This is a genomic window from Mycobacterium vicinigordonae, assembly GCF_013466425.1.
In the GTDB taxonomy this organism is placed as follows: domain Bacteria; phylum Actinomycetota; class Actinomycetes; order Mycobacteriales; family Mycobacteriaceae; genus Mycobacterium; species Mycobacterium vicinigordonae.
Window position 1 is genome coordinate 232974 of the sequence record NZ_CP059165.1, and the last position, 21001, is coordinate 253974.

General features: G+C 63.0%; 19 protein-coding genes. 10 read left to right on the plus strand and 9 right to left on the minus strand.

The annotated features are described in order from the left end of the window. Position 1: 1 nt before the first annotated feature. Complete coding sequence (locus H0P51_RS01070) at positions 2-1255, plus strand: adenylate/guanylate cyclase domain-containing protein (RefSeq protein ID WP_180916247.1); 1254 nt, start codon at positions 2-4, stop codon at positions 1253-1255. Here the strand turns inward: H0P51_RS01070 and H0P51_RS01075 are convergent. Both H0P51_RS01075 and H0P51_RS01080 read right to left on the minus strand, forming a co-directional pair. After that, a complete protein-coding gene (locus tag H0P51_RS01075; protein ID WP_180916248.1) occupies positions 1245-2351 on the minus strand; it encodes an NDMA-dependent alcohol dehydrogenase in 1107 nt (368 codons plus the stop codon). The two genes, H0P51_RS01070 and H0P51_RS01075, sit on opposite strands and share 11 nt — an antisense overlap. A 133-nt stretch (positions 2352-2484) precedes the next feature. Further along, positions 2485-3126: a TetR/AcrR family transcriptional regulator gene (locus tag H0P51_RS01080; protein WP_180916249.1), complete on the minus strand. Its 642-nt coding sequence runs from the start codon at positions 3124-3126 to the stop codon at positions 2485-2487. A gap of 152 nt (positions 3127-3278) precedes the next feature. Here H0P51_RS01080 and H0P51_RS01085 point away from each other — a divergent pair, with 152 nt between their 5' ends. After that, positions 3279-4106, plus strand: a complete 828-nt coding sequence (locus tag H0P51_RS01085) for a phytanoyl-CoA dioxygenase family protein (RefSeq protein WP_180916250.1) — start codon at positions 3279-3281, stop codon at positions 4104-4106. A 4-nt stretch (positions 4107-4110) separates the two neighbouring features. Then, positions 4111-4497, plus strand: coding sequence for a RidA family protein (locus tag H0P51_RS01090; RefSeq protein ID WP_246398305.1), 387 nt, complete (start codon positions 4111-4113; stop codon positions 4495-4497). Between the two features lie 38 nt (positions 4498-4535). Here the strand turns inward: H0P51_RS01090 and H0P51_RS01095 are convergent, their stop codons facing one another. Next, entirely contained in the window at positions 4536-5192 is a 657-nt protein-coding gene (locus tag H0P51_RS01095) for a TetR/AcrR family transcriptional regulator (protein ID WP_246398306.1), read from the minus strand. 57 nt (positions 5193-5249) lie between these two features. On the opposite strand from H0P51_RS01095, the gene H0P51_RS01100 reads away from it, so the two are divergent. Together H0P51_RS01100 and H0P51_RS01105 are read left to right on the plus strand one after the other, a co-directional pair. Further along, the gene (locus H0P51_RS01100) at positions 5250-5939 is read left to right on the plus strand and encodes a DUF998 domain-containing protein (RefSeq protein ID WP_246398961.1); all 690 of its coding nucleotides are present in this window, start codon (positions 5250-5252) and stop codon (positions 5937-5939) included. Then, on the plus strand, positions 5936-7405 hold the full coding sequence (locus tag H0P51_RS01105) for a PPE family protein (RefSeq protein WP_180916252.1): 1470 nt from the start codon (positions 5936-5938) through the stop codon (positions 7403-7405). Before H0P51_RS01100 ends, H0P51_RS01105 begins: the two co-directional genes overlap by 4 nt. On the opposite strand, the gene H0P51_RS01110 is transcribed toward H0P51_RS01105, so the two are convergent. Further along, the gene (locus H0P51_RS01110) at positions 7395-8552 is read right to left on the minus strand and encodes a hypothetical protein (protein WP_180916253.1); all 1158 of its coding nucleotides are present in this window, start codon (positions 8550-8552) and stop codon (positions 7395-7397) included. The two genes, H0P51_RS01105 and H0P51_RS01110, sit on opposite strands and share 11 nt — an antisense overlap. Beyond that, the gene (locus tag H0P51_RS01115; RefSeq protein ID WP_180916254.1) at positions 8545-9486 is read right to left on the minus strand and encodes a metal-dependent hydrolase; all 942 of its coding nucleotides are present in this window, start codon (positions 9484-9486) and stop codon (positions 8545-8547) included. Before H0P51_RS01115 ends, H0P51_RS01110 begins: the two co-directional genes overlap by 8 nt. A 117-nt stretch (positions 9487-9603) precedes the next feature. Between H0P51_RS01115 and H0P51_RS01120 the strand changes: the two genes are divergently transcribed. Next, positions 9604-10203, plus strand: a complete 600-nt coding sequence (locus H0P51_RS01120; RefSeq protein WP_180916255.1) for a TetR/AcrR family transcriptional regulator — start codon at positions 9604-9606, stop codon at positions 10201-10203. Here the strand turns inward: H0P51_RS01120 and dmpG are convergent. Continuing rightward, a complete protein-coding gene (dmpG, locus tag H0P51_RS01125; RefSeq protein WP_425488944.1) occupies positions 10166-11209 on the minus strand; it encodes a 4-hydroxy-2-oxovalerate aldolase in 1044 nt (347 codons plus the stop codon). The two genes, H0P51_RS01120 and dmpG, sit on opposite strands and share 38 nt — an antisense overlap. Continuing rightward, the gene (locus tag H0P51_RS01130; protein WP_281374069.1) at positions 11209-12138 is read right to left on the minus strand and encodes an acetaldehyde dehydrogenase (acetylating); all 930 of its coding nucleotides are present in this window, start codon (positions 12136-12138) and stop codon (positions 11209-11211) included. The genes dmpG and H0P51_RS01130 overlap by 1 nt, the downstream gene beginning before the upstream one ends. A 226-nt stretch (positions 12139-12364) precedes the next feature. Here H0P51_RS01130 and H0P51_RS01135 point away from each other — a divergent pair, with 226 nt between their 5' ends. The 3 genes from H0P51_RS01135 to H0P51_RS01145 are packed head-to-tail and all read left to right on the plus strand — an operon-like array spanning position 12365 to position 15799. Beyond that, a complete protein-coding gene (locus tag H0P51_RS01135) occupies positions 12365-13954 on the plus strand; it encodes a bifunctional 3-(3-hydroxy-phenyl)propionate/3-hydroxycinnamic acid hydroxylase (RefSeq protein WP_246398307.1) in 1590 nt (529 codons plus the stop codon). Further along, positions 13951-14826 carry an alpha/beta fold hydrolase gene (locus tag H0P51_RS01140; RefSeq protein ID WP_180916257.1) on the plus strand — a complete coding sequence of 292 codons (876 nt, stop codon included), beginning with the start codon at positions 13951-13953 and terminating at the stop codon, positions 14824-14826. The genes H0P51_RS01135 and H0P51_RS01140 overlap by 4 nt, the downstream gene beginning before the upstream one ends. Beyond that, a complete protein-coding gene (locus tag H0P51_RS01145) occupies positions 14819-15799 on the plus strand; it encodes a VOC family protein (RefSeq protein ID WP_246398309.1) in 981 nt (326 codons plus the stop codon). Before H0P51_RS01140 ends, H0P51_RS01145 begins: the two co-directional genes overlap by 8 nt. Before the next feature lie 61 nt (positions 15800-15860). On the opposite strand, the gene H0P51_RS01150 is transcribed toward H0P51_RS01145, so the two are convergent. Further along, on the minus strand, positions 15861-18098 hold the full coding sequence (locus H0P51_RS01150; protein ID WP_180916258.1) for an NADP-dependent isocitrate dehydrogenase: 2238 nt from the start codon (positions 18096-18098) through the stop codon (positions 15861-15863). A gap of 339 nt (positions 18099-18437) precedes the next feature. Between H0P51_RS01150 and H0P51_RS01155 the strand changes: the two genes are divergently transcribed. Further along, positions 18438-19397, plus strand: coding sequence for an alpha/beta fold hydrolase (locus H0P51_RS01155; protein WP_180916259.1), 960 nt, complete (start codon positions 18438-18440; stop codon positions 19395-19397). On the opposite strand, the gene H0P51_RS01160 is transcribed toward H0P51_RS01155, so the two are convergent. Then, the gene (locus tag H0P51_RS01160) at positions 19376-20989 is read right to left on the minus strand and encodes an FAD-binding protein (RefSeq protein WP_180916260.1); all 1614 of its coding nucleotides are present in this window, start codon (positions 20987-20989) and stop codon (positions 19376-19378) included. The two genes, H0P51_RS01155 and H0P51_RS01160, sit on opposite strands and share 22 nt — an antisense overlap. Between the last annotated feature and the right edge of the window lie 12 nt (positions 20990-21001).

Sequence of the window (21001 nt, forward strand, 5' to 3'; positions counted from 1 at the left end):
CATGTCGTTGGCGCCGCGATTACTGGGCGCGCCGGGCCACGGCTGGCGCGGACGAGTGCCTGCGTGGCGTATGAGTTCTGCGAAAAGCCTTGCGCGCCGCAGACGAGTGCTCACCATGGCGACCCGTATCGGAGCGGTCGTCAGCGGCTTCTTCAGTGTGTCTTCCATCTTCATCGGCGAGGGTGGACTGTGGATCGGTATCGTTACCGCCGCGGGCACCGCGATATATCTGACGATCCCGCTGCTCTATCGGTTCGGCGAACTGGTGGCGCCACTGGCGTTCGTCGTCATCGGATATCTACTGATACTGATCTTGATCCTGCGCGTCGGGACCGGATCCGGGATGCAGTTCTATTTCCTGGTTGCCGCATCGATGATCGTGCTAGTACTCGGTGTCGATCACCTCGTGCTCGCATCGACGATGGCCGGGGTGGGGGCGGCGTTGACCATCGCGCTGGAGTTGATGATCCCGGAAAAGACTGGCGCCCAGCCGGATTGGCCCTATACGTTCAGTTTTGTCGCCGTAGTGATTTCCTCCTGGGTAATGGTCATTGCGACGATCTGGTACGCCGTTCGCCAGATCACCCGTGCGGAAAGGGAAATCGAGGCCGAATACTTAAGGTCCGAGTCGCTGCTCGCCAACATCCTGCCGGTCAAGGTTGCTCAGCGGTTGAAGGATCCCGCCCGTACGGTGATCGCGGACAAGTACGCTGATGCCTCCGTGCTGTTCGCCGACATCGCCGGGTTCACTGGACGTGCCAGCGACGTCACACCCACCGAGCTGGTCGGGTTCCTCGACCGCCTGTACACCCAATTGGACGCGCTGGTCGACCGGCACGGCTTGGAAAAAATCAAGACTAGCGGGGACTCGTACATGGTCGTCAGCGGTGTGCCCGACCCGCGACCCAATCATCTCGAGGCTTTGGCCCAGCTGGCACTGGACATGGCCGACATGGTCGCTGATCTGACGGATATGCAAGGACGGGCGGTTCCGCTGCGCATCGGTTTGGCCGCCGGCCCGGTCGTAGCCGGGGTTGTGGGTGCGCGAAAGTTCTTCTACGACGTGTGGGGTGACGCGGTCAACGTCGCGGCACGAATGGAGACCACCGACGTCGAGGGCCGAATTCAGGTGCCGCAGGATGTTTACGAGCGACTTAAGGACACATTCGTATTCGACGAGCGCGGTGACATCGAGGTCAAGGGCAAGGGTGTGTTGCACACCTGGTACCTCGTCGGACGGCGCCCTAGTGAATGATCACCCCGCGAATGTTCTTGCCCTCGCGCAGATCTTGGTAGCCCTGGTTGACCTCTTCGAGCGAGTACTTGGTGGTGACCAGTTCGTCGAGCTTGAGTTGGCCAGCGTCGTAGAGCCGCAATAACCGGACGATGTCGTACTGCGGGTTCGCAGATCCGAAAAGTGTTCCCTTGATTGTCTTTTCGGTGAGGGTCAGCATCGCTCCAGAGACGTGGATGGTCGCCTTCGCTGGGTCGGCGAGGCCGGTGACGATCACGACGCCGCCTTTGCCGACGACGTCGAAGGCTGCCGAGATGACGTCTTCGTCGACGGTGCCGACCGTGACGATAGCCTGGTCGGCTCCCTGGCCCCATGACAACTCGTTCACCTTCGCGGCTGCCGCGGCGGTATTTTCGAAGGCGTGGGTGGCGCCGAACTTCAGCGCGGTGTCGCGCTTCATGGCGACGGGGTCGATGACGATGATGTACTTGGCCCCGGCGTGTACCGCGCCCTGCACGGCGTTGATACCGATGCCGCCGATGCCATAGATGACGGTTGTGTCGCCGGGACGGACGTTGCCGGCGTAGGTCGCGCTGCCCCACCCGGTCGGGACCCCGCAACCGACCAATACCGCGGTCTCCAGGGGTAGCCAATCGTCGATCTTGACCACGGAATGTTGGGAGATCGTGGCCTTCTTGGCAAAAGTGCCCAGCATGCACATGGCGCCGAAATCCGTTCCACCACTGTGAAATCGGAAGGAGCCATCCGGTAGGCAGCCCTCTAGGATGGTGGCGCCGAGATCACACAGGCTTTGCCTGCCGGTCGAGCAGTACCGGCAGTGCCCACAGCTGGGGATGAAGCTGCACACCACATGGTCGCCGGGCTTCACTTTGGTGACGCCGGGTCCGACGTCCTCGATGATGCCGGCGCCTTCGTGCCCGCCGACGATTGGGAATCGAGGAGGCAGATCCCCGTCGGTGAGATGCAAGTCGGAGTGGCACAGTCCGGCCGCGGTGTAGCGGATCAGTACTTCACCCTCGCGGGGACCATCGAGGTCGAGTTCGATGATCTCGAAAGGCTTGCCCGTCTCGAAAAGTACTGCGGCCGTTGTCTTCACCGGAGCCTCCCAAGGCGTTCCTGGTGCGATTAAGTCGATTCAGAATCGAGTTTGATCGTAAATCGGCCGCCGGGTGGTGTCAACGGTGCGTCAATCGGTCGGCCACAACAACGCATTCAGCGGGCGACTGAGTCTATTTGGCTCGAGGAGCCTTGGCCTGCGGAGCGTAGGTCTCCAGATAGGAAGTGAGCAACCGACGCACTTCGGCCATGGTGGCGTCGTCCCCGGTCGCGGAGCGGCGGAAGGCGACGTCGAACAGTCGGTTGCCGGCTTCGAAGGCCAGCTGTACGACCAGCTGGGGAGTGTCGGGGCGGACCAGGTTCTTATCGACGAGATGGCTCCAAAACTGTTCTGCCTGGAGCTCGTCGAATTTCAAGGCCAACTCGTTCAGCGTCGGACTTCGGCCCACGAACCATAATTGGATGAAGTCCGGGTGTTCGCGGAAGTAGGCGAGGTAGGGATCGACGACAGTGTCGATCGCCTCGCGAAGGGTGCGGACCTCGGCGCTGTTCACCGATGCGGAGATCTTTGCGTCGAGTTCGCGCAGATGACGCTGGACGAGCGCGGCATCGACCTGATGCCGGTCGGGAAAGTAGTGGTACAGGGATGCGGTCGGAATGCCGGCGTGCTCACCGATCGCCTTGAGCGTGGCGGCATCGTAGCCCTGCTCGGCGAGCAGCGTCTCGGCTGCGTCGAGGATGGCCTGCACCCGTTCAACACCGCGGCGTTGCACCCCGGCGGGACGACCGGCGGCGCGATGCTGGTTATCGAACACGAATCGAGATCGTATCAAGCGTGGGCTCTATATGCGAATTCTGTTGGGCGGCAATGGGTGTTGGGCTTGTCGTGACGACGCTGTTGACAGCTTGGCCCGACTCCACTTATAGTCAAACCCGAATCGACATCGAGTTAGGTAGGAGCGAGGCCATGCTGGTAACCGAGCGGATGAAGCGCGATCTCACCGAAGACGGAGCCATTGTCGTCCGCAACCTGTTCACGCCCGAACAGCTGCAGCGAGTGCGTGAGTGCTTCGACTACGGAATCGCGAACCCAGGTCAAGCCAGCAAGGTCTACGAGGGAACCGACGACGAGCACTTCAACGAGTACGGCAATCCGGCCAACGTCGATCAGTATCTTGCGCTCATCAAGGAACTGGAAATCGCAGATTTTGTTTCCGCCCTGTGGGATTCGGAGAGGGTGTGGTTCCTTGGCGAGGAATTGTTCATCAAATCAGGGGGAAAGGCCGGGCGGTCACCTTGGCACCAGGACACGGCTTACATGCCGGCTAACGGCCCGCATCTGCTCAACATATGGATCAGCTTCGAACCAATCCCTAAGCAGAACTCGCTCGAAATCGTGCGGGGCTCGCACCGTGGAGTCGAGTACGACGGAACGTCTTACCTCGATCCGAACGATCCAACCTCACCGGTGTGGGGTGCCGAATACTTTCCTCGGTTGCCGGACATCGAGGCGCAGCGCAAGCAGGATCCCACGTCGTGGGACGTCGTTTCCTGGAATATCGAACCGGGGGATGCGCTGGTGTTCCACTCCGGAACCCTGCACGGCGGTGCGCCGGTGACACCGCAATGTCCGACTCGGCACACGTTGGTGCTGCGCTTTTTTGGAGAAGAGCTGTTCTACCGCCCGCTCCCGGACAAGAGGGCGAACTTCGGCGCCGACGCCAGCGCCCTCAACGATCCGTCGCTGACCGCGGGCGACCCATACCATCCCAGCTACTTCGCCCAAGTGAGGTGACCTCGTGCAGCAGATCATTCCGGCGTGGATGCAGCCGATTTACGACACCTACCATTTCGCCCCCGCGGTGATCGACGGTGAATACTTGCGATGCTCAGGCATGATTGGTCTTCATCCTGATCTGAGCGTTCCGCCGGATCCGACGGCACAGTTCACGCTGGCCTTCGAGAACCTGCATGCCTTGCTGGCCGAGGCGGGGCTGACGTTCGCCGACGTGATCGAGATGACCACCTACCACGTCGGGCTACGTGCCCATATGCAGGAGTTCGCCGCCGTCAAAGACGGTTTCATGCCCTCCCCGTATGCGGCGTGGACCGCGGTCGGGGTCACCGAACTAGCGTCGCCGGGGGCGTTGGTCGAGATCCAGGCCACCGCGCGGATACCACACTGACACAATAACTTTGAGGTGCGGCGACTAGTGCAACGGGTCTAGTCGCGTCGCGCGTAGGTCGCTAGGTACGTCGTCAACGCCCGTTCGCCCTCGACTAGCACCGCGTGGTCACGGCCCGGGCCTGCGCGATGCGATAGCTCGAGCACATGATCGCCAAGTTCGACGGCCATCGTCGTTACCAGCGGATCGGCGTCGGCGGGCAGTAGGCGCCATCCGATCAGAGCCTCATGCAGTGCAACCGCGAACCGGGCTCGGCGCTGCTGTGGGTCGGCGATTAGGCCGCTGGATCGACTGAGATAGAACAGCTTCGCCATCTGCGGGTGGGTGTCCAGGTACTCGCGGTGAAACTCGAACAGCGCGTGAATCACCTCACCCAGGCTGTTAGGTGACAGTGCGGCCAGCACCATCCCACCCTCGGCGTCCCGCCGATCGAGCAGGTCCGCCAGGATCTCCTGGAGCACAGCGTCGCGGTTGGGGAAGAACTGGTAGACGGTGGCGACTGGGATGTCGGCGCGTTCAGCGATCGCGCGAGTGGTCACCGCCTCTTCACCGCCGGCTTCGAGCAGCTCCAGCGCGGCCGACAGCATCCGCGCGACGCGCTTCTTGCTGCGTTCCTGCACGGGCTGGCGCCGTCGCCGAAGGACGTTGTGGGTGGCCACTTGCTCATCGTTGCACACGTCGAACATGAACATCATTCATGTTAATGTTCCATTAGGGTTGGCTAACCATTCTTGGAGGGGCAGCTAGTGATTATGCAGACGTCCGCAGCTGCCCGCCGGCAGCGCCTGACCGCCGCACTGCTCTCGGCCGGCGTCGCCGGCGGCGTCCTGGTCACTGTGACATCCTGCCTGCTGGCGGCGCTGCGGCCAGGCTTCGATGTGCGCCGACATGCCAACAGCCTTCTTGTGCTGGGCGATTGGGGATGGGTACAAGCGCTCGACTTCATCGCTTACGGGGCGCTGCTGGTGGCCTTTGGCGTCGGCATCGGGCGAGTGGTCTGGCCGCAACGGTCCGGGATGGTCGCCGCCATTGGCGTGGGCATCTACGGCTTCGGCGCCGGCATCGTCGTCGGACTCAATGCTCCCGAGCCCGCGTTCGGCTTCCCGCCGGGAAATTCGACCGGTTACCACGGCTTCGAACAGGTCAGTACTTCGACCAAGATTCACGGTATCGGCGGGATGATCGGCTTCCTCGCCATGACCGTCGCCTGCTTCGCCTTCGCCCGCTACTTCGGCAAGAACGGGCGTCCCGGTTGGTCCGGCCTGTCGACGCTAATCGGCGTTTCGGTGCTAGCTGTATGTGCGTACCTGGGCGCCAACGCCTCTGGCGATTCCGAGCGATTCAACTACGTGCCAACCTGGGTGATCAGCATCATGCTGTGGCTCTACGTGTCGGCGGTCGCCATCAGACTGCTTGCCGACGTCCGCGCGGCCCGCCGGTGACAGCGCCGGTATGGGTGGCGGCGCCGCCCGAGGTGCATTCGGCGCTGTTGTCTAACGGGCCCGGGCCGGCCGCCATGCTAGCCGCGGCGGGTGCCTGGACCGAACTGTCCAATAGCTACGCCAGTACTGCGGCCGAATTGAGCTCCGTGCTCGGCGCGGTGGTGGGGTCGGCATGGCAGGGGCCCACCACGGAAAGCTATGTCGCAGCGCACCTTCCGTACTTAGCCTGGCTGGCCGCGCAGAGTCGTAAGAGCGCCGATGCCGCCGTTCGGCACGAGGCCGCAGCGACGGCCTACACGGTGGCGCTGGCGACCATGCCGACACTAGCTGAGTTGGCCGCCAATCACATGGTCCACGGAGTGCTTGTGGCCACCAACTTCTTCGGTATCAATACCATTCCGATCGCGCTCAACGAGGCCGACTACGCAAGAATGTGGATTCAGGCCGCTACCACCATGAGTACCTACCAGGCCGTGACGGAAACCGTGCTCACGTCAGCAGCGCCCGGAACTCCCGCGCCGACAGTGATCAAGGGGGCGGCCGACGCGGACCCAGCGGGACAGGTCGGCGACGGCATTCTCGCGTGGCTGAAGTCGCTCGTCCTGAGCTTCCCCGCGGGTCAGCAAACTTGGGACTTCATCACCAACCCGGCTGGGTTCTTGCGGGCGTTCCTCGTCGATTTCGCGGCCAATCCCATTGTGGCGCTGACAACCTGGGGGCCGCTTTTCTTCCTGATCAGTTACAACTTCTGGGGCTGGCCGCTGTGGTGGACGCTGTACGGAATGATCCTGTCCGCACCGCTGCTGCTTGCCGCACCGGCCGGACTTGCCGGTCTGGCCGGCTTGGCGGCGCTCGCCACTGTCGAACCAGAATCCGTAGTGCCGGACGCGAGTGAGCCAATCGCGGCGCCAACCCGGTCCGAGGCCTACTCGCTGAGCACAATCGCCGCGGCCCCGGCTCCGGGAGCGGCGTCCAGCACTCCCGCGAGTGCGGCAAGTACCGGCGCGAGCGGAGGTCCCGCGCCGGCGACTATCGCAACGGCGACGCCCTATGCGGTTGCTGGGCTGGATCCAGAGCAGGGTGTCGGTCCGACCGTCACCGACCGCCGGTCGGCCAAGTCGCCTGCATCGGATCTGGCGGTCATCGCTTCAGCCCCGGCGGTATCGAACGCCGCACAACGACGTAAGGCCCGCCGTCATCGGGGCGCGGACGTTCAGGACCGCGGATACGTCTACGAATTCCTGGATGACGAGACCTCTGGATCGTCCGAGCCTGGGCCGACCCAGAACGCTGTCACTCCCTCTGGCAGCGGCAACACCGCCCAGTTCGGTTTCACTGGCACGCATCACGAGATCAGCGCCACCGAGGCGGCCGGTATGACCGAGTTGGCTAGAGGCGCATTCGGCCACGGTCCAACTCAACCGTTGCTGCCCGCAACTTGGGCTGACGATTCGGCTACCGGGTAGCGCCGTCAGCGCTGAGCGTAGTCCTTTCGAGTTCTTTCGAACGACATTCGCTTAGCGCCGCGGCTACGCACAGCCCCGCTATCGCAAAGCACACGACGGTGTACCGGAGGCTCCCTACAGGGTCGCCCTTGTCGGTGAATCCGTTGACCGCACCGAAATATGCGGGCAATGCCGTCACCCACAGCAGCGCCATGACCACCAGATAGCTGACCGCGTACCACATTATGATGCGCGGGTTGGTGTCCCGGTGAACGTCGTCGCGAGCGAATCGACTTCGCTGCCACTGGCTGAACAGCACGACCACTGCAAGTGCGGCGACGACCAGTAGCTCGATCGCCAGTCCTATGCCGAACACATTGGTGCTGTCGGCCAGCGCACCGGCCACGGTGGCGGGCAGCGGCAATAACACCGTGCCAACCGACGCGAGGATTCCGATCACGATTGTGCGCCAGAGGACTTGAACACCGGTGAACGACTTACCCGCATCGACATGGCGGCCGACGAAGTACTGCGTGCAGAGGGCCAGCGAGATAGGCCAGAGGGCGGCGAACACCACCACACTGGGGAACGGCACCGAGGCAAGAAACGGTTGATTCATCTTGTTATCGAGAGCCCATTCCCACCAACGCAATTGCGGACCGAGATGGTCGAAGATCTCGTAGTAGGCATGGTGGACGAATCCGACCGCTATCGCACCGACCAGGGTTCCGTACCGGCGGAAGACGCCCAGGGTCCGGACGGTCTCGAAGGCCACCGTGGCCATCATCGGATAGATGGCGACAATGTAGAGCGGGAGGCGACCCCACAGGAAATCGAGCGTAAACACGTTGTGGGCGAACATGGTGTCGACCTGGCTCTGGATGCCGAATGCGCTTGGAAAATACAGCGGCGGTTCGATGATCAGCAGGTAGGCGATCGCACCGAACCACAGCGCCAGATTGGTGGGATCGTTATGGCGACGCCAGCGGACAATGGCATAGACGAGCGCCATAACGGCACCGGTGGTCACCGTCAGTTCCAATACCGGCAGAGTCCAGTTCGCCAGCGCCAGCGGATTGCGGACCCGCACCAGACCGCCCGCCTGCGCACAGCTAAAACCGAGTCGACGTGCAAGGTCGGCGAAGGTAGACGTGCACAGGTCAACCATTTGCCGCGCTCTCCAAAGACTCTCCGGCGGTATACCACTGGGTGACGTCGTAGCCGGCGTCGAAGCGACGGAACCACTGGTCGGCGAGCACTGGAAGTCTTTCGTGCGCCGGATTGTGTCCGGGCAACTGGCTGCGCACGACGCCGGACATCGCAATCAACTGCTCCCGCAGCGGGATATGGTCAAATGCGTTGACCACTGGCCCGTTGTCGGTCGCGTGAAAGAGCGGGAGTCGTTGCAGCAGTGCTTGTTTGCGTCGATGTGTACCGAACAAGCTCAAGGCGTCCACTTTGCGGACTTCTGGCGGGACGTGCTTGTTGAAACCCTTGGCGGCGATTCGCACGACGCTGAGTACGTGCCGGAAGATCGACGGGGCCATCCTGACCCGGAACCACGGGTCGCCGATGACGCCGTTGTAGATGACCAGCGCGGAGCTGCGATGTTCGACTTCTTCGACGAAGTGCCACAGGAACAGCGAGGCCACCCGGTCGTCGCCGGGCGCGAAGAGGGTGGCGTCGTTGTCGAGCATCAGTTTGAACACCGGGGTGAACGTTGCTTCGAGATCGGCGGTGTAGGCCAAGCGATACGCCAGGGACTTGTTCGCGGTCAGGTCGTCGAACGCGGCCATCACTTCATCGAACGTCTCCTTGAGCCCGGGATGTGCCTTGATCAAACCGCGGATATGACCGCGGTGGGCCATCGAGTGTTGACCCTCCTGGCGGACAAAGGCGTCGGCTTCGGCGGCCACCGCGGGCTCGTCGATCAACGGCATGGCCTCGCTGATCATGCTGACGATCATCTTTTCGAAGGGCACGGCCAGGAACGAGACGGCGTTGGCCATCGACGAGAAGGCCGGATTGGCCTTGTTCCAAAGGAACGGCACCGGATAGTCGGCAAATTTGAAGCGCATCTTGCGTACCTGCAAGTCGGTCACTAGACGCCTCTCTAGGTCATCATACATCGTATTTGCAGAATGTATGATTACAACAATCGGCTCGCTGGGTCAATCCGGCATATCCTGCGTAGGTGTCAGGGGCAAGAGGCGCACGCTGTGGCGCGTAGGCGAGGCTGGGGTGGTAGCCCACCGGCCACGGATGAGGAGGCTCAGCAGCGGATTGTGGATACCGCCACGCGTCTGCTCTCCGAAACCGGATCGGATATCAGCATTTCAGATGTCGCGGCATCCCTCGGCGTCATCCGGCAGACGGTGTATCGCTACTTTCCCACTGCAGAGGCATTGATGCGCGCTGCCGCGATGGCATCGGTAGACGAATTCATCGACAACCTCGCCGAAGCCGTTCGCGGCATTCACGACCCTGCCGACGCAATGACCGAAGGCGTGCTGTACACGCTCGACGCGGCGATCAGAACTCCGCATATCGGAATCTTGCTGTCCGCACCCTATGTCGGGACCACTGCGGTCGGAGTTGCCTCGGCCACGTCCCAGGACATCGGGATGCGAATGATCGAGCGGTTTGACGTCGATTGGGCGGCTTACGGCTACGACGACGCGGCGCTGCGGGGACTTGTCGAGTTCACCCTGCGCACGATGCTTTCCTTCTGGGTGGCGCCTAATGATTCTGCGCGATCGCGCGAAGAGCTGCGCCAATTCATTAGGCGCTGGCTGGGTGGCGCGATTCTGGCTCAATGACGCTACTTGCCAACAGGTCCAGCGCGATATCGACCAGCATGTCCTCTTGCCCGCCGATCATGCCGCGGCGCCCGGCTTCCTCGAGAAGCGTGCGAGCATCGATTCCATAACGCGCCGAAGCGTTTTCGGCGTGCAGGAGAAAGCTGGAGTAGACGCCCGCATAGCCGAGAGTCAGCGTTTCACGGTCCACGCGGACCGGACGGTCCTGCAGAGGACGCACCAGATCGTCTGCGGCGTCCTGCAGAGCGTGCAGATCGCAGCCATGTGCCCAGCCCATCTTGCCGGCGGCGGCGACGAATACCTCAAGTGGGGCGTTGCCGGCGCCAGCACCCATCCCCGTCAGCGAGGCATCGACCCGGGTGGCGCCCTGTTCGACAGCGACGATCGAATTCGCCACTCCGAGAGACAGATTGTGGTGAGCGTGTATCCCGACCTCGGTTGCCGAATCCAGGGTTTGGCGCAGCGCATCTACGCGTTCGGCGACGTCGCGCATGGTCATCGCACCGCCCGAGTCGACGACGTAGACGCAGGTCGCCCCGTAGCTCTCCATCAACTTGGCTTGCCCGGCTAGCGCGGACGGTGTGGTCTTGTGGCTCATCATCAGAAAACCCGCGGTGTCCATGCCGAGCTCGCGGGCACCGGCGATGTGCGGGGCGGAGATGTCGGCCTCGGTGCAATGCGTGGCGATCCGGACCACGGTGGCGCCGGCACGATTGGCGTCTTGGAGGTTGCGCACTCGCCCGATCCCGGGTAATAGCAGGGTTGCGACCTTGGCGCGCCGCGCACTTGCCGCGACAGCCTCGATCCATTCCAGGTCGGTGTGCGCGCCGAAGCCGTAAACGCAGCTGGATCCTCCGAGGCCGTCGCCGTGGGCGACTTCGATGGAGGCGACGCCGGCGGCATCGAGTGCCGCCGCAATTGTTACTGCCTGCGCAACCGTGTACTGGTGGCGTACGGCGTGCATGCCGTCGCGCAATGTCACATCGCTGACGTATAGCTGAATCATTATGAAGCCCTTGATGTTTGAGTGTCGTAACCGGCAATGCGTTCGGCGGTTGCCTTGGCCGCCGAGGTCATGATGTCCAGATTGCCGGCGTAGCCGGGCAGGTACTGCCCGGCGCCGGTGACCTGGAGCAGCGCGGTCATCCGAGTACCGACGAACTTGCCGGTCTGCGGGATGTACAGCGGGTTCTCGGCGGTAAAGGTCTCGAATTGCACGCCCCGCGTGAGCCGGTATCCGGGCACGTAGCGATTGACCCGTGCCACCATGTCGATGATTGACGATTCAACCGCCCCGTGATCGACGTCCCCGTTGACCAGACAGTAGACCGTGTTGCGCATCAGCACCGGCGGGTCGGCGGGGTTGAGGATCATGACTGTTTTGGCGCGCTGTGCCCCGCCCACGGATTGCAGGGCAGCCGAGGTCGTTTCGATGAACTCATCGATGCTGGCCCGGGTGCCTGGTCCGGCGGATTTCGAGGAGATCGACGACACGATCTCTGCGTAGGACACGATGCCGTGCTGCGCGACGGCAGCGACGATCGGTATCGTCGACTGGCCGCCACATGTCACCATGTTGAGGTTGGTCGCGTCGAGGTGCTCATCAAGGTTGACCACTGGGACGCAGTAGGGACCGATGGCCGCCGGGGTGAGATCGAGCATTCGTACGCCGGCCGGTTCCAGCTTGGTCCAGTTGGTTCGGTGGGAGGCGGCGGAGGTCGCGTCGAACACCAGGCGGATGTCGCCGAAGTGCGGCATTGCAAGCAGTCCGTCGACCCCGTCGGGGGTTGCCGGCACGCCGAGCCGTCGGGCGCGGGCCAGGCCGTCGGAATCGGGGTCGATGCCGGCCACGGCCGCCATCCGTAGGGGCCCGTCGCCCTGCAGAATCTTGATCATCAGGTCGGTGCCGATATTGCCCGATCCGAGGATCGCCACCGGCCAATCATTCTGTGTCATAGAGATTTCCTGATCGCTTGGAGGTCAGAGGTAGCGAGCCAAGGCCGCTGATGGTGACGGTTCACAACGCCGCGGCGATCTCGGTGACTGCGTCCATCGTGGCCTCTTTGAGAATGACTATTGACTGCGTAACGATCGCTACACTAACGTAGTGATCACTCCAGAACAAGTTTCGACGTAGACACCCGAGGGACGAGGTTCAGCAGTGAGCGATAACGGATCGCCGAATACTCCGGCAATCGACTGTGACGTGGCGGTAGTCGGCTACGGGCCCGTCGGGGCGACCGCCGCCAACCTGCTGGGTCGGTATGGCTTGAAAGTTATTGTGATTGAGCGTGATCCCGACATCTACCAGCGGGCACGCGCCATCTCTACCGACGAGGAAGTGATGCGGATATGGCAGTCGGTGGGGCTTGCCGACCGCCTGCAACAGGACATGCTTGCCGACCGACCACTCGCATTCGTGGACTCCACGGGGGCGCCGTTCTACCAGACCACGATCACCGGACGCGGCTGCGGACACCCGCCTCAACAGTTCATTTATCAACCCGCTGTAGATGCCGTGCTGCGTGCGGGCGTGGCTCGCTTCGCGGGCGTCGAGGTGCTGCTCGAGCACGAATGCCTGCGTGTCTTGAACAAGGGCGATCACGTCGAGTTGATGTTGGCCGACCTGCGCGCCGATACCTTCAGGCGGATACGTGCCTCGTATGTGATTGCTGCCGACGGTGGCTCCTCGCCCACCCGCGGGCAGTTGGGCGTCGGCTACTCCGGTAAGACTTACAGCGAGCGCTGGGTCGTGATCGACACCAAATTGCTCAAGAAGTGGGATGCCCACGACCGCTTGCGCTTCCACTGCAACCCCGTTCGGCCGACGGTGGACTGCCCGACCCCGCTCGGACACCACCGCTGGGAATACCCCGCCCGCGCGGGCGAAGACGACAACCATCTGGTGAGCGACGCGGCCGTCTGGGAAGTACTCAACGACCAGGGCATCACCGACGAGCATGTCGAGATTCTGCGCACGGTGATCTACCGCCACCACGTTCGGGTGGCCGATCGGTGGCGGGTGGGCCGGGTGTTTCTGGCCGGCGACGCCGCACATGCCATGCCGCCCTGGATCGGCCAGGGGATGGCCGCGGGCGTTCGCGATGTGGCCAATCTGTGCTGGAAACTCACCGCGGTCCTTGCTGGGCACGCCCCTGAGTCGTTGTTGGATTCCTACGAGGCCGAGCGCAAACCACACGTTACGGAAGTGACCCGGCGGGCAGTGTTGATGGGCCGCGTCATCACCGAACGTAACAAGGTGTTGGCGACGATCCGCAACCATGTGTTGCGTGTGCTGACCAAGTCGGCGGCAATCCGCCGGCAGGGGCAAAAGCTCTACTGGATCCCCGAAGCGTACTACCCCGACGGATTTTTCGCCGGGAGCGGGCACAAGGCCGAAGGCCGGCAGATCATCCAACCCTGGGTGATCGACGACACCGGCGCCAGGAAACGCCTCGACGACGTCATGCAGGGCCGGTGGACGCTGCTGCACATCGGCGACCTGCCGCCCGAAGCGCACGCGTGGACCCAGCGTGGTGCCACGTCAATCCCGGTCCGGGATACCACGCTCACTGCGTGGCTCAGAGACAAGAAGGCGACCGCGGCCATCGTCCGGCCAGACGGATTCATCTATGCGGCGACAGATTCTGTGACACCGCTGGCGGCTCCACCGGCCGGCCTGGACTGCAACCCAACCCCGGTAACTGTCGCCGGCGCGCTGGCGCCGACCCTGAACGGAGTTCTCGCATGACCACTACCCAACGCGCCGAAGCGACGGTCACCGTTGCCGGCAAGCCGATCTTCTTCGTCGAATCCGGAACCGGCCCAGTCGTTGTGCTGCTACACGGCGGTGGTCCGGGAGCATCCGGAGTGTCGAACTACTCCCGCAACATCGACACGCTGGCGCAGCAGTTCCGGGTGATCGTGCCCGATATGCCTGGCTATGGCAGCTCGACCAAGACGCTAGACCAGAGCGACCCGTTTGGTTACCTCGCGGACATGATTCGTGGGTTGCTCGACGAAATCGGCGTCGATACAGCGCATTTGATCGGCAACTCATACGGTGGAGCGGCGGCGCTGCGGCTCGCGCTGGACACCTCAAATCGAGTCGAAAAGCTGGTCTTGATGGGTCCGGGTGGCATCGGGACTACCCGAGGCTTGCCGACCGCCGGACTCAACAGCCTGATGTCTTACTACGGCGGAGAAGGGCCGAGTCGCGAGAAGCTGGCCAACTTCATTCGCACCTACCTCGTCTACGACGGTGCTCAGGTACCCGACGAGCTGATCGACCTGCGGTATAAAGCATCCATCGACCCCGAGGTGGTGGCCAACCCGCCGCTGCGACGCCCGTCGGGGCCACTGGCACTGCGCACGCTGTGGCGTATGGATCTGACTCGCGATTCGCGGTTGAAGAAACTGAAGACACCGACGCTGGTGTTGTGGGGGCGTGACGACAAGGTCAACAAGCCATCCGGTGGGCCGATGCTGCTCAACGCCCTCCCTAACGCCGAGCTGGTGATGACCTCGCACACCGGCCACTGGATGCAGTGGGAACGCGCGGAGTTGTTTAACGAGCTGGTTTGCGGTTTCCTGCAACCGGATTCGAGGTTGGCTCGTGGCTAGCGTGTTCGGCCGGGTACACCTGGGCTACGTCGTTGTCGAGACAGAGAAGTTCGCCGACTGGCGAAGGTTCGGCAGCGACGCCATCGGCATGCATTTCGACCAGACGCTGCCCGACGTGCATCGGTTTCGGCTCGATGACCACACCTGCCGGTTCCTGCTGAAGCGTGGCCCCGCCGAAGATGTCGCAGCACTGGGTTGGGAAGTGGACGACCATAACACTTTTGACGAGATCCTGGCCCGCGTCAGAAATCACGGCGTGCCCGTCACCGACGGGACATCCGAGGAAACGGCGATTCGAGGTGTCGAGCGAATGGCCCGGTTCGCCGGTCCCAATAGACTAGCCCAGGAGATCTTCACCCGGCCGCAGGGCGGCGACATCCCGGCCTCGATCCGTGGCAGATTCGTCACGGGCGCATCCGGATTGGGACACGTCGCCCTTACCAGCAAGAAGCCGCACCAAGTGCACGGCTACTACGAGACGGTCTTCGACGCCAGGCTCACCGACTTCATCGACGAGACCATCAGCGGCCTGAAGTTCAAGATCCGGTTTCTGCGGGTCAACGAACGACACCACTCGGTGGCCATCGCGGCGGTCAATCGGTTGCCGCTCAACCCGATTCGCACCCGGGTGCAGCACTGCAACATACAGGTGGCCGACCTCGACGACATGACCGCCGCCTACCAGCGCGTTCGGCAACTCGGCTTCGACATGGCGCTAGGCATTGGCCAACACACTAACGACAGGGAACTGTCCTTTTACGCGCTAACCCCGTCCGGCTTCGAATGGGAGGTCGGCTGGAACCCAATCGTGGTCGACGAAACAACCTGGGAGCCAACAACATACCAAGGTATTAGCATCTGGGGGCACACCCCGGAGGGGCAGACCATAGTCGACAAACTGAGCCAGTTCAAGGTCGCCGCCGCGTCGCTCGTGCACCGAGAAGACACGGTCTTGACCATTCCCAGAGCCTGACTCGGCTACAACAGCGGACCGGATTCTGCGGTGCAGTTACGTTCGCGCACAACCAAGTGTGCTAATCCAGAGAGGCGGCAAGTGCTTCATTGAATGTCTCGCTCGGGCGCATCACCGCGGCGGTCTTGTCGGCGTCGGGGTAGTAGTAGCCGCCGATGTCAACCTCGTCACCTTGGGCTCCGTTGAGTTCGGCGACGATCTTCTTCTCGTTCTTTGCCAACGCTTCGGCGAGGGGACCGAAATGTTTCTTGAGCTCTTTGTCGTCGTCCTGCGCGGCCAGTTCCTGTGCCCAGTACATGGCAAGGTAGAACTGGCTGCCCCGGTTGTCCAGCTCGCCGGTCTTGCGCGACGGGCTCTTGTTCTCGTCCAGCAGCTTGCCAATAGCCGCGTCCAGCGTCGTGCCGAGGATCTTGGCCCGCTCGTTCTTGGTCTTGATGCCCACGTCCTCGAAACAGGCTCCCAGCGCTAGGAACTCGCCAAGCGAATCCCAACGCAGGTGGTTCTCCTCGACCAGCTGGTGGACGTGTTTGGGGGCCGAACCGCCGGCACCCGTCTCGTACATGCCGCCGCCGGCCATCAGCGGAACGATGGACAGCATCTTCGCGCTGGTGCCCAGCTCCAAAATGGGGAACAGGTCTGTGAGGTAGTCACGCAGGATGTTGCCCGTCACGGCGATGGTGTCCTGCCCCCGGACCACCCGCTCCATTGTGTATCGCATTGCCCACACCTGGGGCATGATCTGGATCTCGAGGCCCTCGGTGTCGTGGTCCTTGAGGTACTTCTTCACCTTCTTGCGCAACTCAGCCTCGTGTGGCCGTTCGGTGTCCAGCCAGAAGACAGCGGTCATGCCGGAGTTGCGTGCCCGCGTGACGGCCAGCTTCACCCAGTCTTGGATCGCCGCGTCGGTGACGATGGGCATCCGCCAGATGTCACCGGGCTCGACGTCCTGGCTCAGCAGGACCTCGCCGCTGTCGATGTCGACGATGTTCGCAACTCCGGCCTCCGGGATCTCGAAGGTCTTGTCGTGGCTGCCGTATTCCTCGGCCTGCTGCGCCATCAGGCCCACGTTGGGCACGGTGCCCATGGTGGTCGGGTCGAATTGGCCGTGGGTTTTGCAGAAGTTGATCATCTCCTGGTAGATCCGGGAGAACGTGGATTCGGGGTTCACCGCCTTGGTGTCCTTGGTCCGTCCGTCCGCGCCGTACATCTTGCCGCCGAGGCGGATCATGGCAGGCATCGACGCGTCGACGATCACATCGCTGGGTGAGTGGAAGTTCGAGATGCCCTTCGCCGAATCGACCATGGCCAGCTCCGGACGATGCTCATGGCAGGCGTGCAGGTCCCTAATGATCTCGTCGTGTTGCGACGCGGGCAGCGACTCGATCTTGTTGTAGAGGTCCACCAGGCCGTTGTTCACGTTGACGCCCAGCTCGTCGAACAGTGCCTGGTGTTTTTCAAAAGCGTCCCTATAAAAGACCTTTACCGCATGCCCGAAGACGATTGGGTGGCTGACCTTCATCATGGTCGCCTTGACGTGCAGGGAGAACATCACGCCGGTCTTGTGTGCATCTTCGATCTGCTCTTCGTAGAAGTCGCACAGCGCCTTCTTGCTCATGAACATGCTGTCGATGATGTCGCCGTCCTGCAGTGACACCTTCGGCTTGAGCACGACCGTCTCACCGCCCTTGGTGACCAGTTCCATTCGGACGTTACGGGCCTTGTCCAGGGTCATCGACTTTTCGCCGTGGTAGAAGTCGCCGTGCTTCATGGTGGCGACATGCGTGCGCGATGCCATCGACCACTCGCCCATGCTGTGCGGGTGCTTGCGCGCGTACTCCTTGACTGCCTTGGGCGCGCGTCGGTCCGAATTACCTTCCCGCAGCACGGGATTCACCGCACTGCCCAGGCAGTTGGCGTAGCGCTGGCGGATTTCTTTTTCCTCATCGGTCTTGGGGTTGCCGGGAAAGTCGGGGATCTTGTAGCCCTTGTCCTGCAGCTCTTTGATGGCCGCGAGTAGTTGCGGAACCGAGGCGCTGATGTTTGGCAGCTTGATGATGTTGGTGTCGGGATCCTGGGTCAGCTTGCCCAGTTCGCCGAGGTTGTCCGGGACGCGCTGGTCTTCGTCTAGATAGTCAGGGAACTGGGCCAGGATGCGGGCGGCGACCGAGATGTCGCTGGTCTTGACGTTGATGCCGGCCGGCTCGGCGAAGGCGCGCACGATCGGCAGAAAGGCGTAGGTCGCCAGCAGTGGCGCCTCGTCGGTCAGCGTGTAGATGATGGTCGGCTGCTCGGCGCTCATGCGTGTTCTCCCGGCGTCAGTGTCGGTCAAATGGTGAGGGGCTCAGTTCATCGCCAGCCACACCAGCGACCCTAACGTACGGCGCCGATCGGGGGCCGGGTCCGACGTTGTACTCATAGGTTGCCCGTGCTGCTAACCTCCGACGCCGCTGCGGCGATGACGCCGAGCGGTGATGCAACTCACGTTATCGAGATACGGTGATGTGAGGCATATCTATGTCTCCGTAACCGCTCGGACGCCACAGGCTGCGAGGTGGGCGGGCGTGAGCCGGAACGACCCTCGTGATGGTTCGACTGATCCGAGCGGCCCGACGACGCACCGACACGCCACAATGTCCCGATGCGCGTATCGCAGAAACGGCCGGGCATTCGGCGACTCGCGGTGGTGATCTTAGTGGTCACCGCCCTGCTCGCAGGGTGTGCAGGGAGCACCAGAAGCAGTCGTGAGACAACGTCGTCCCTGGCTCAGGGTGACTTCGCCGGCCCGGTTGAGATCGGCAATGGTCGGCACCTCTACCTCGAGTGTCGTGGGCAGGGCACGCCGACCGTGATCCTGGAATCTGGCTATCACAACTCCTCAGACCCGTGGAGTCAGGCCGATGCCAGCCCACCCGCGACCGGGCCGGCCGTGCTGACCGCGCTGGCCCGCGAACATCGGGTCTGCGCCTACGATCGGCCCGGCACGCTGCGCAACACCAGTCCGCCCGCCATCACCGACCGCAGTTCGGCGGTCCCGATGCCACGCACCGCGAATGATGTAGTCGGCGATTTGCATGCGCTGCTCGACGCTGCGCACGTGCCCGGCCCCTTCATTCTGGTCGGACACTCGCTAGGTGGCCTGTTCGTCCGGCTTTACGCGCAGACGCACCCCGAACAGGTGCGGGCGGTGGTTTTCGTCGACGCGTTCGGCGTAGAGATACCGAGCTTGATGGGACCCGACTGGCCGGCCTATCGGCGGGATCTGGACCAACCGCCGGCAGAACTCACGGATTCGAAGTCATTCGAGACGGTTGACATCGACGCCTGCGTCGCACAGGTTGCCGCGGCGGCTCCGTTCCCGGCCGTCGCGACAGCCGTACTTACCCGGACCGAGCCGTTCCGGGTCCCATCTGACGTCTCACCGGACAAGAGCGCGAAGCTCGAAGAGGCGTGGCGCGCCGCCGCCGCCCGCTTGGTCGAGCTCCGCCCGCAGACACCACATATCGTGGCTACCGGCAGCGACCACTTCATCCAGGTTCAACAACCCGACCTGGTAACGGTCGCCGTGGGTTTGGTGATTCAGCGCTCCGCCAGCCGCTGAGCCGCCGCATGCTTGCCGGCGCGGCGGCCGGCGAATACGCAGTCGGCCAGCGACAGTCCGCTGACGTAGGAGTTCGAGCAGATCCCGGTCGCGGTGCGTCCGGCACTGAATAGGCCGGGAATGGCCGCGCCTGATTCGTCGAGGACCGCTCCGGTTCCTTCATCGACACGGATACCGCCGAGGGTCAGCATCGGAGTGGGATTGAGCAGGTTCGGCCGGATCGAAATGTTCAGCAGCGTGTAGGGCGGTTCGCTGATGCGCCGGAGGAAGTCCGCCGGTTTCCCGACCGGGTCTGCGGCGCCGGTATCGATGGCCGTGTTATGCGCTGCGACCGTGGCCACCAGACCGTCGGCGTCGACACCCGCGCGCTCGGCAACCTCCCGCAAGGACGCGCCCTTCGTTGAGTCGAGCAGCATCAGCGCCGCGGACTGCGCACGCTGAAACCATAGTGGCTGCGTGATCATTTGACGCCGAGCCTCTTTCAGTAGCGCGGCGTCCACCAGGATCCAGCCCTTGCCCTCGTGGTGACGCACCATGGCATGTCCGACAGCTGCACCATAGCGGCTTTCGTCGATGACGCGCTCGCCGTGCTCGTCGACGATGATCGCGCTAATGAAAGCGCTTGGCGGCGTGATGAATCGCCACGCCGATACGTTGTCCATACGTTCGGTGACCGCGCCGGCGCTCTGGGCCAATGCGATGCCGCTGCCGTCGTCACCGCTGGTGCCCAGCTGCAGGCCGCCGGTGTACTGCGGTGCGAACCGCTGGATCCATTCGGAGTTGCCTATATAGCCGCCGGCACAAAGGATCACACCGCTCCGCGCTTCGATGCGGACCAGGCGCGCGTAGCGGCGCTCCAATCTGCGAAGCCGGCGCTCCATCAGGTTTCGCAATGGCGGATAGTAGATGCCGGGCTTTGTTGACACCGCCGCCAACCTTGAATACAGGCGCTGGACGTGCGGTGGGGCGTCGCGCATGGTTGTGGCCGCCACCCCTACTACCCGGCCGGATGAATTGCGTAGCAGCCCGGTCACCTTGGTGTGTGGGTGGAACCGAACCCCGAGGGCCAGTGCGGTTTTCGCCAACGGCGCATGCATCTTCTTGCCGGACGTTCCGTTGCCCTTCACCCGGTGTCCGCGCTGGACGGGTGGGGTCTGGCTGCGAAATGCACCGGCGTTCTCGCTGCCGGAATGATACAGGTAGTAGTGGTTATTCGGATACGACGTCTTGTACGGGCACAGCGTGGAGTCGAACGGTACGCCACGGTCGCTGAGCCAGCGAATCATCTCGGGGCTGCCGGCCACGAACGACTCCAGCGTCTGCGAGCTGACGGCATCGCCCACTTCGAGGCGCAGGTAGTCGAGCATCTGCGCGTAATTGTCGTTGACGCCGGCCTGTTGCTGCACCCAGGTGCCGCCGCCGGCGTAGATGATGCCACCCGAAATCGCGGTCGAACCACCGCCATTGGCGCGATCCAGCGCGAGGACGTCGGCGCCGGCCTCCCGTGCCGCAATCGCCGAGCAGGTGCCCGCGGCACCGAAACCGACGACCACCACGTCTGCTGATTCGGTGAATCGCACCGAGTCATCCATGGCTCAACCCCA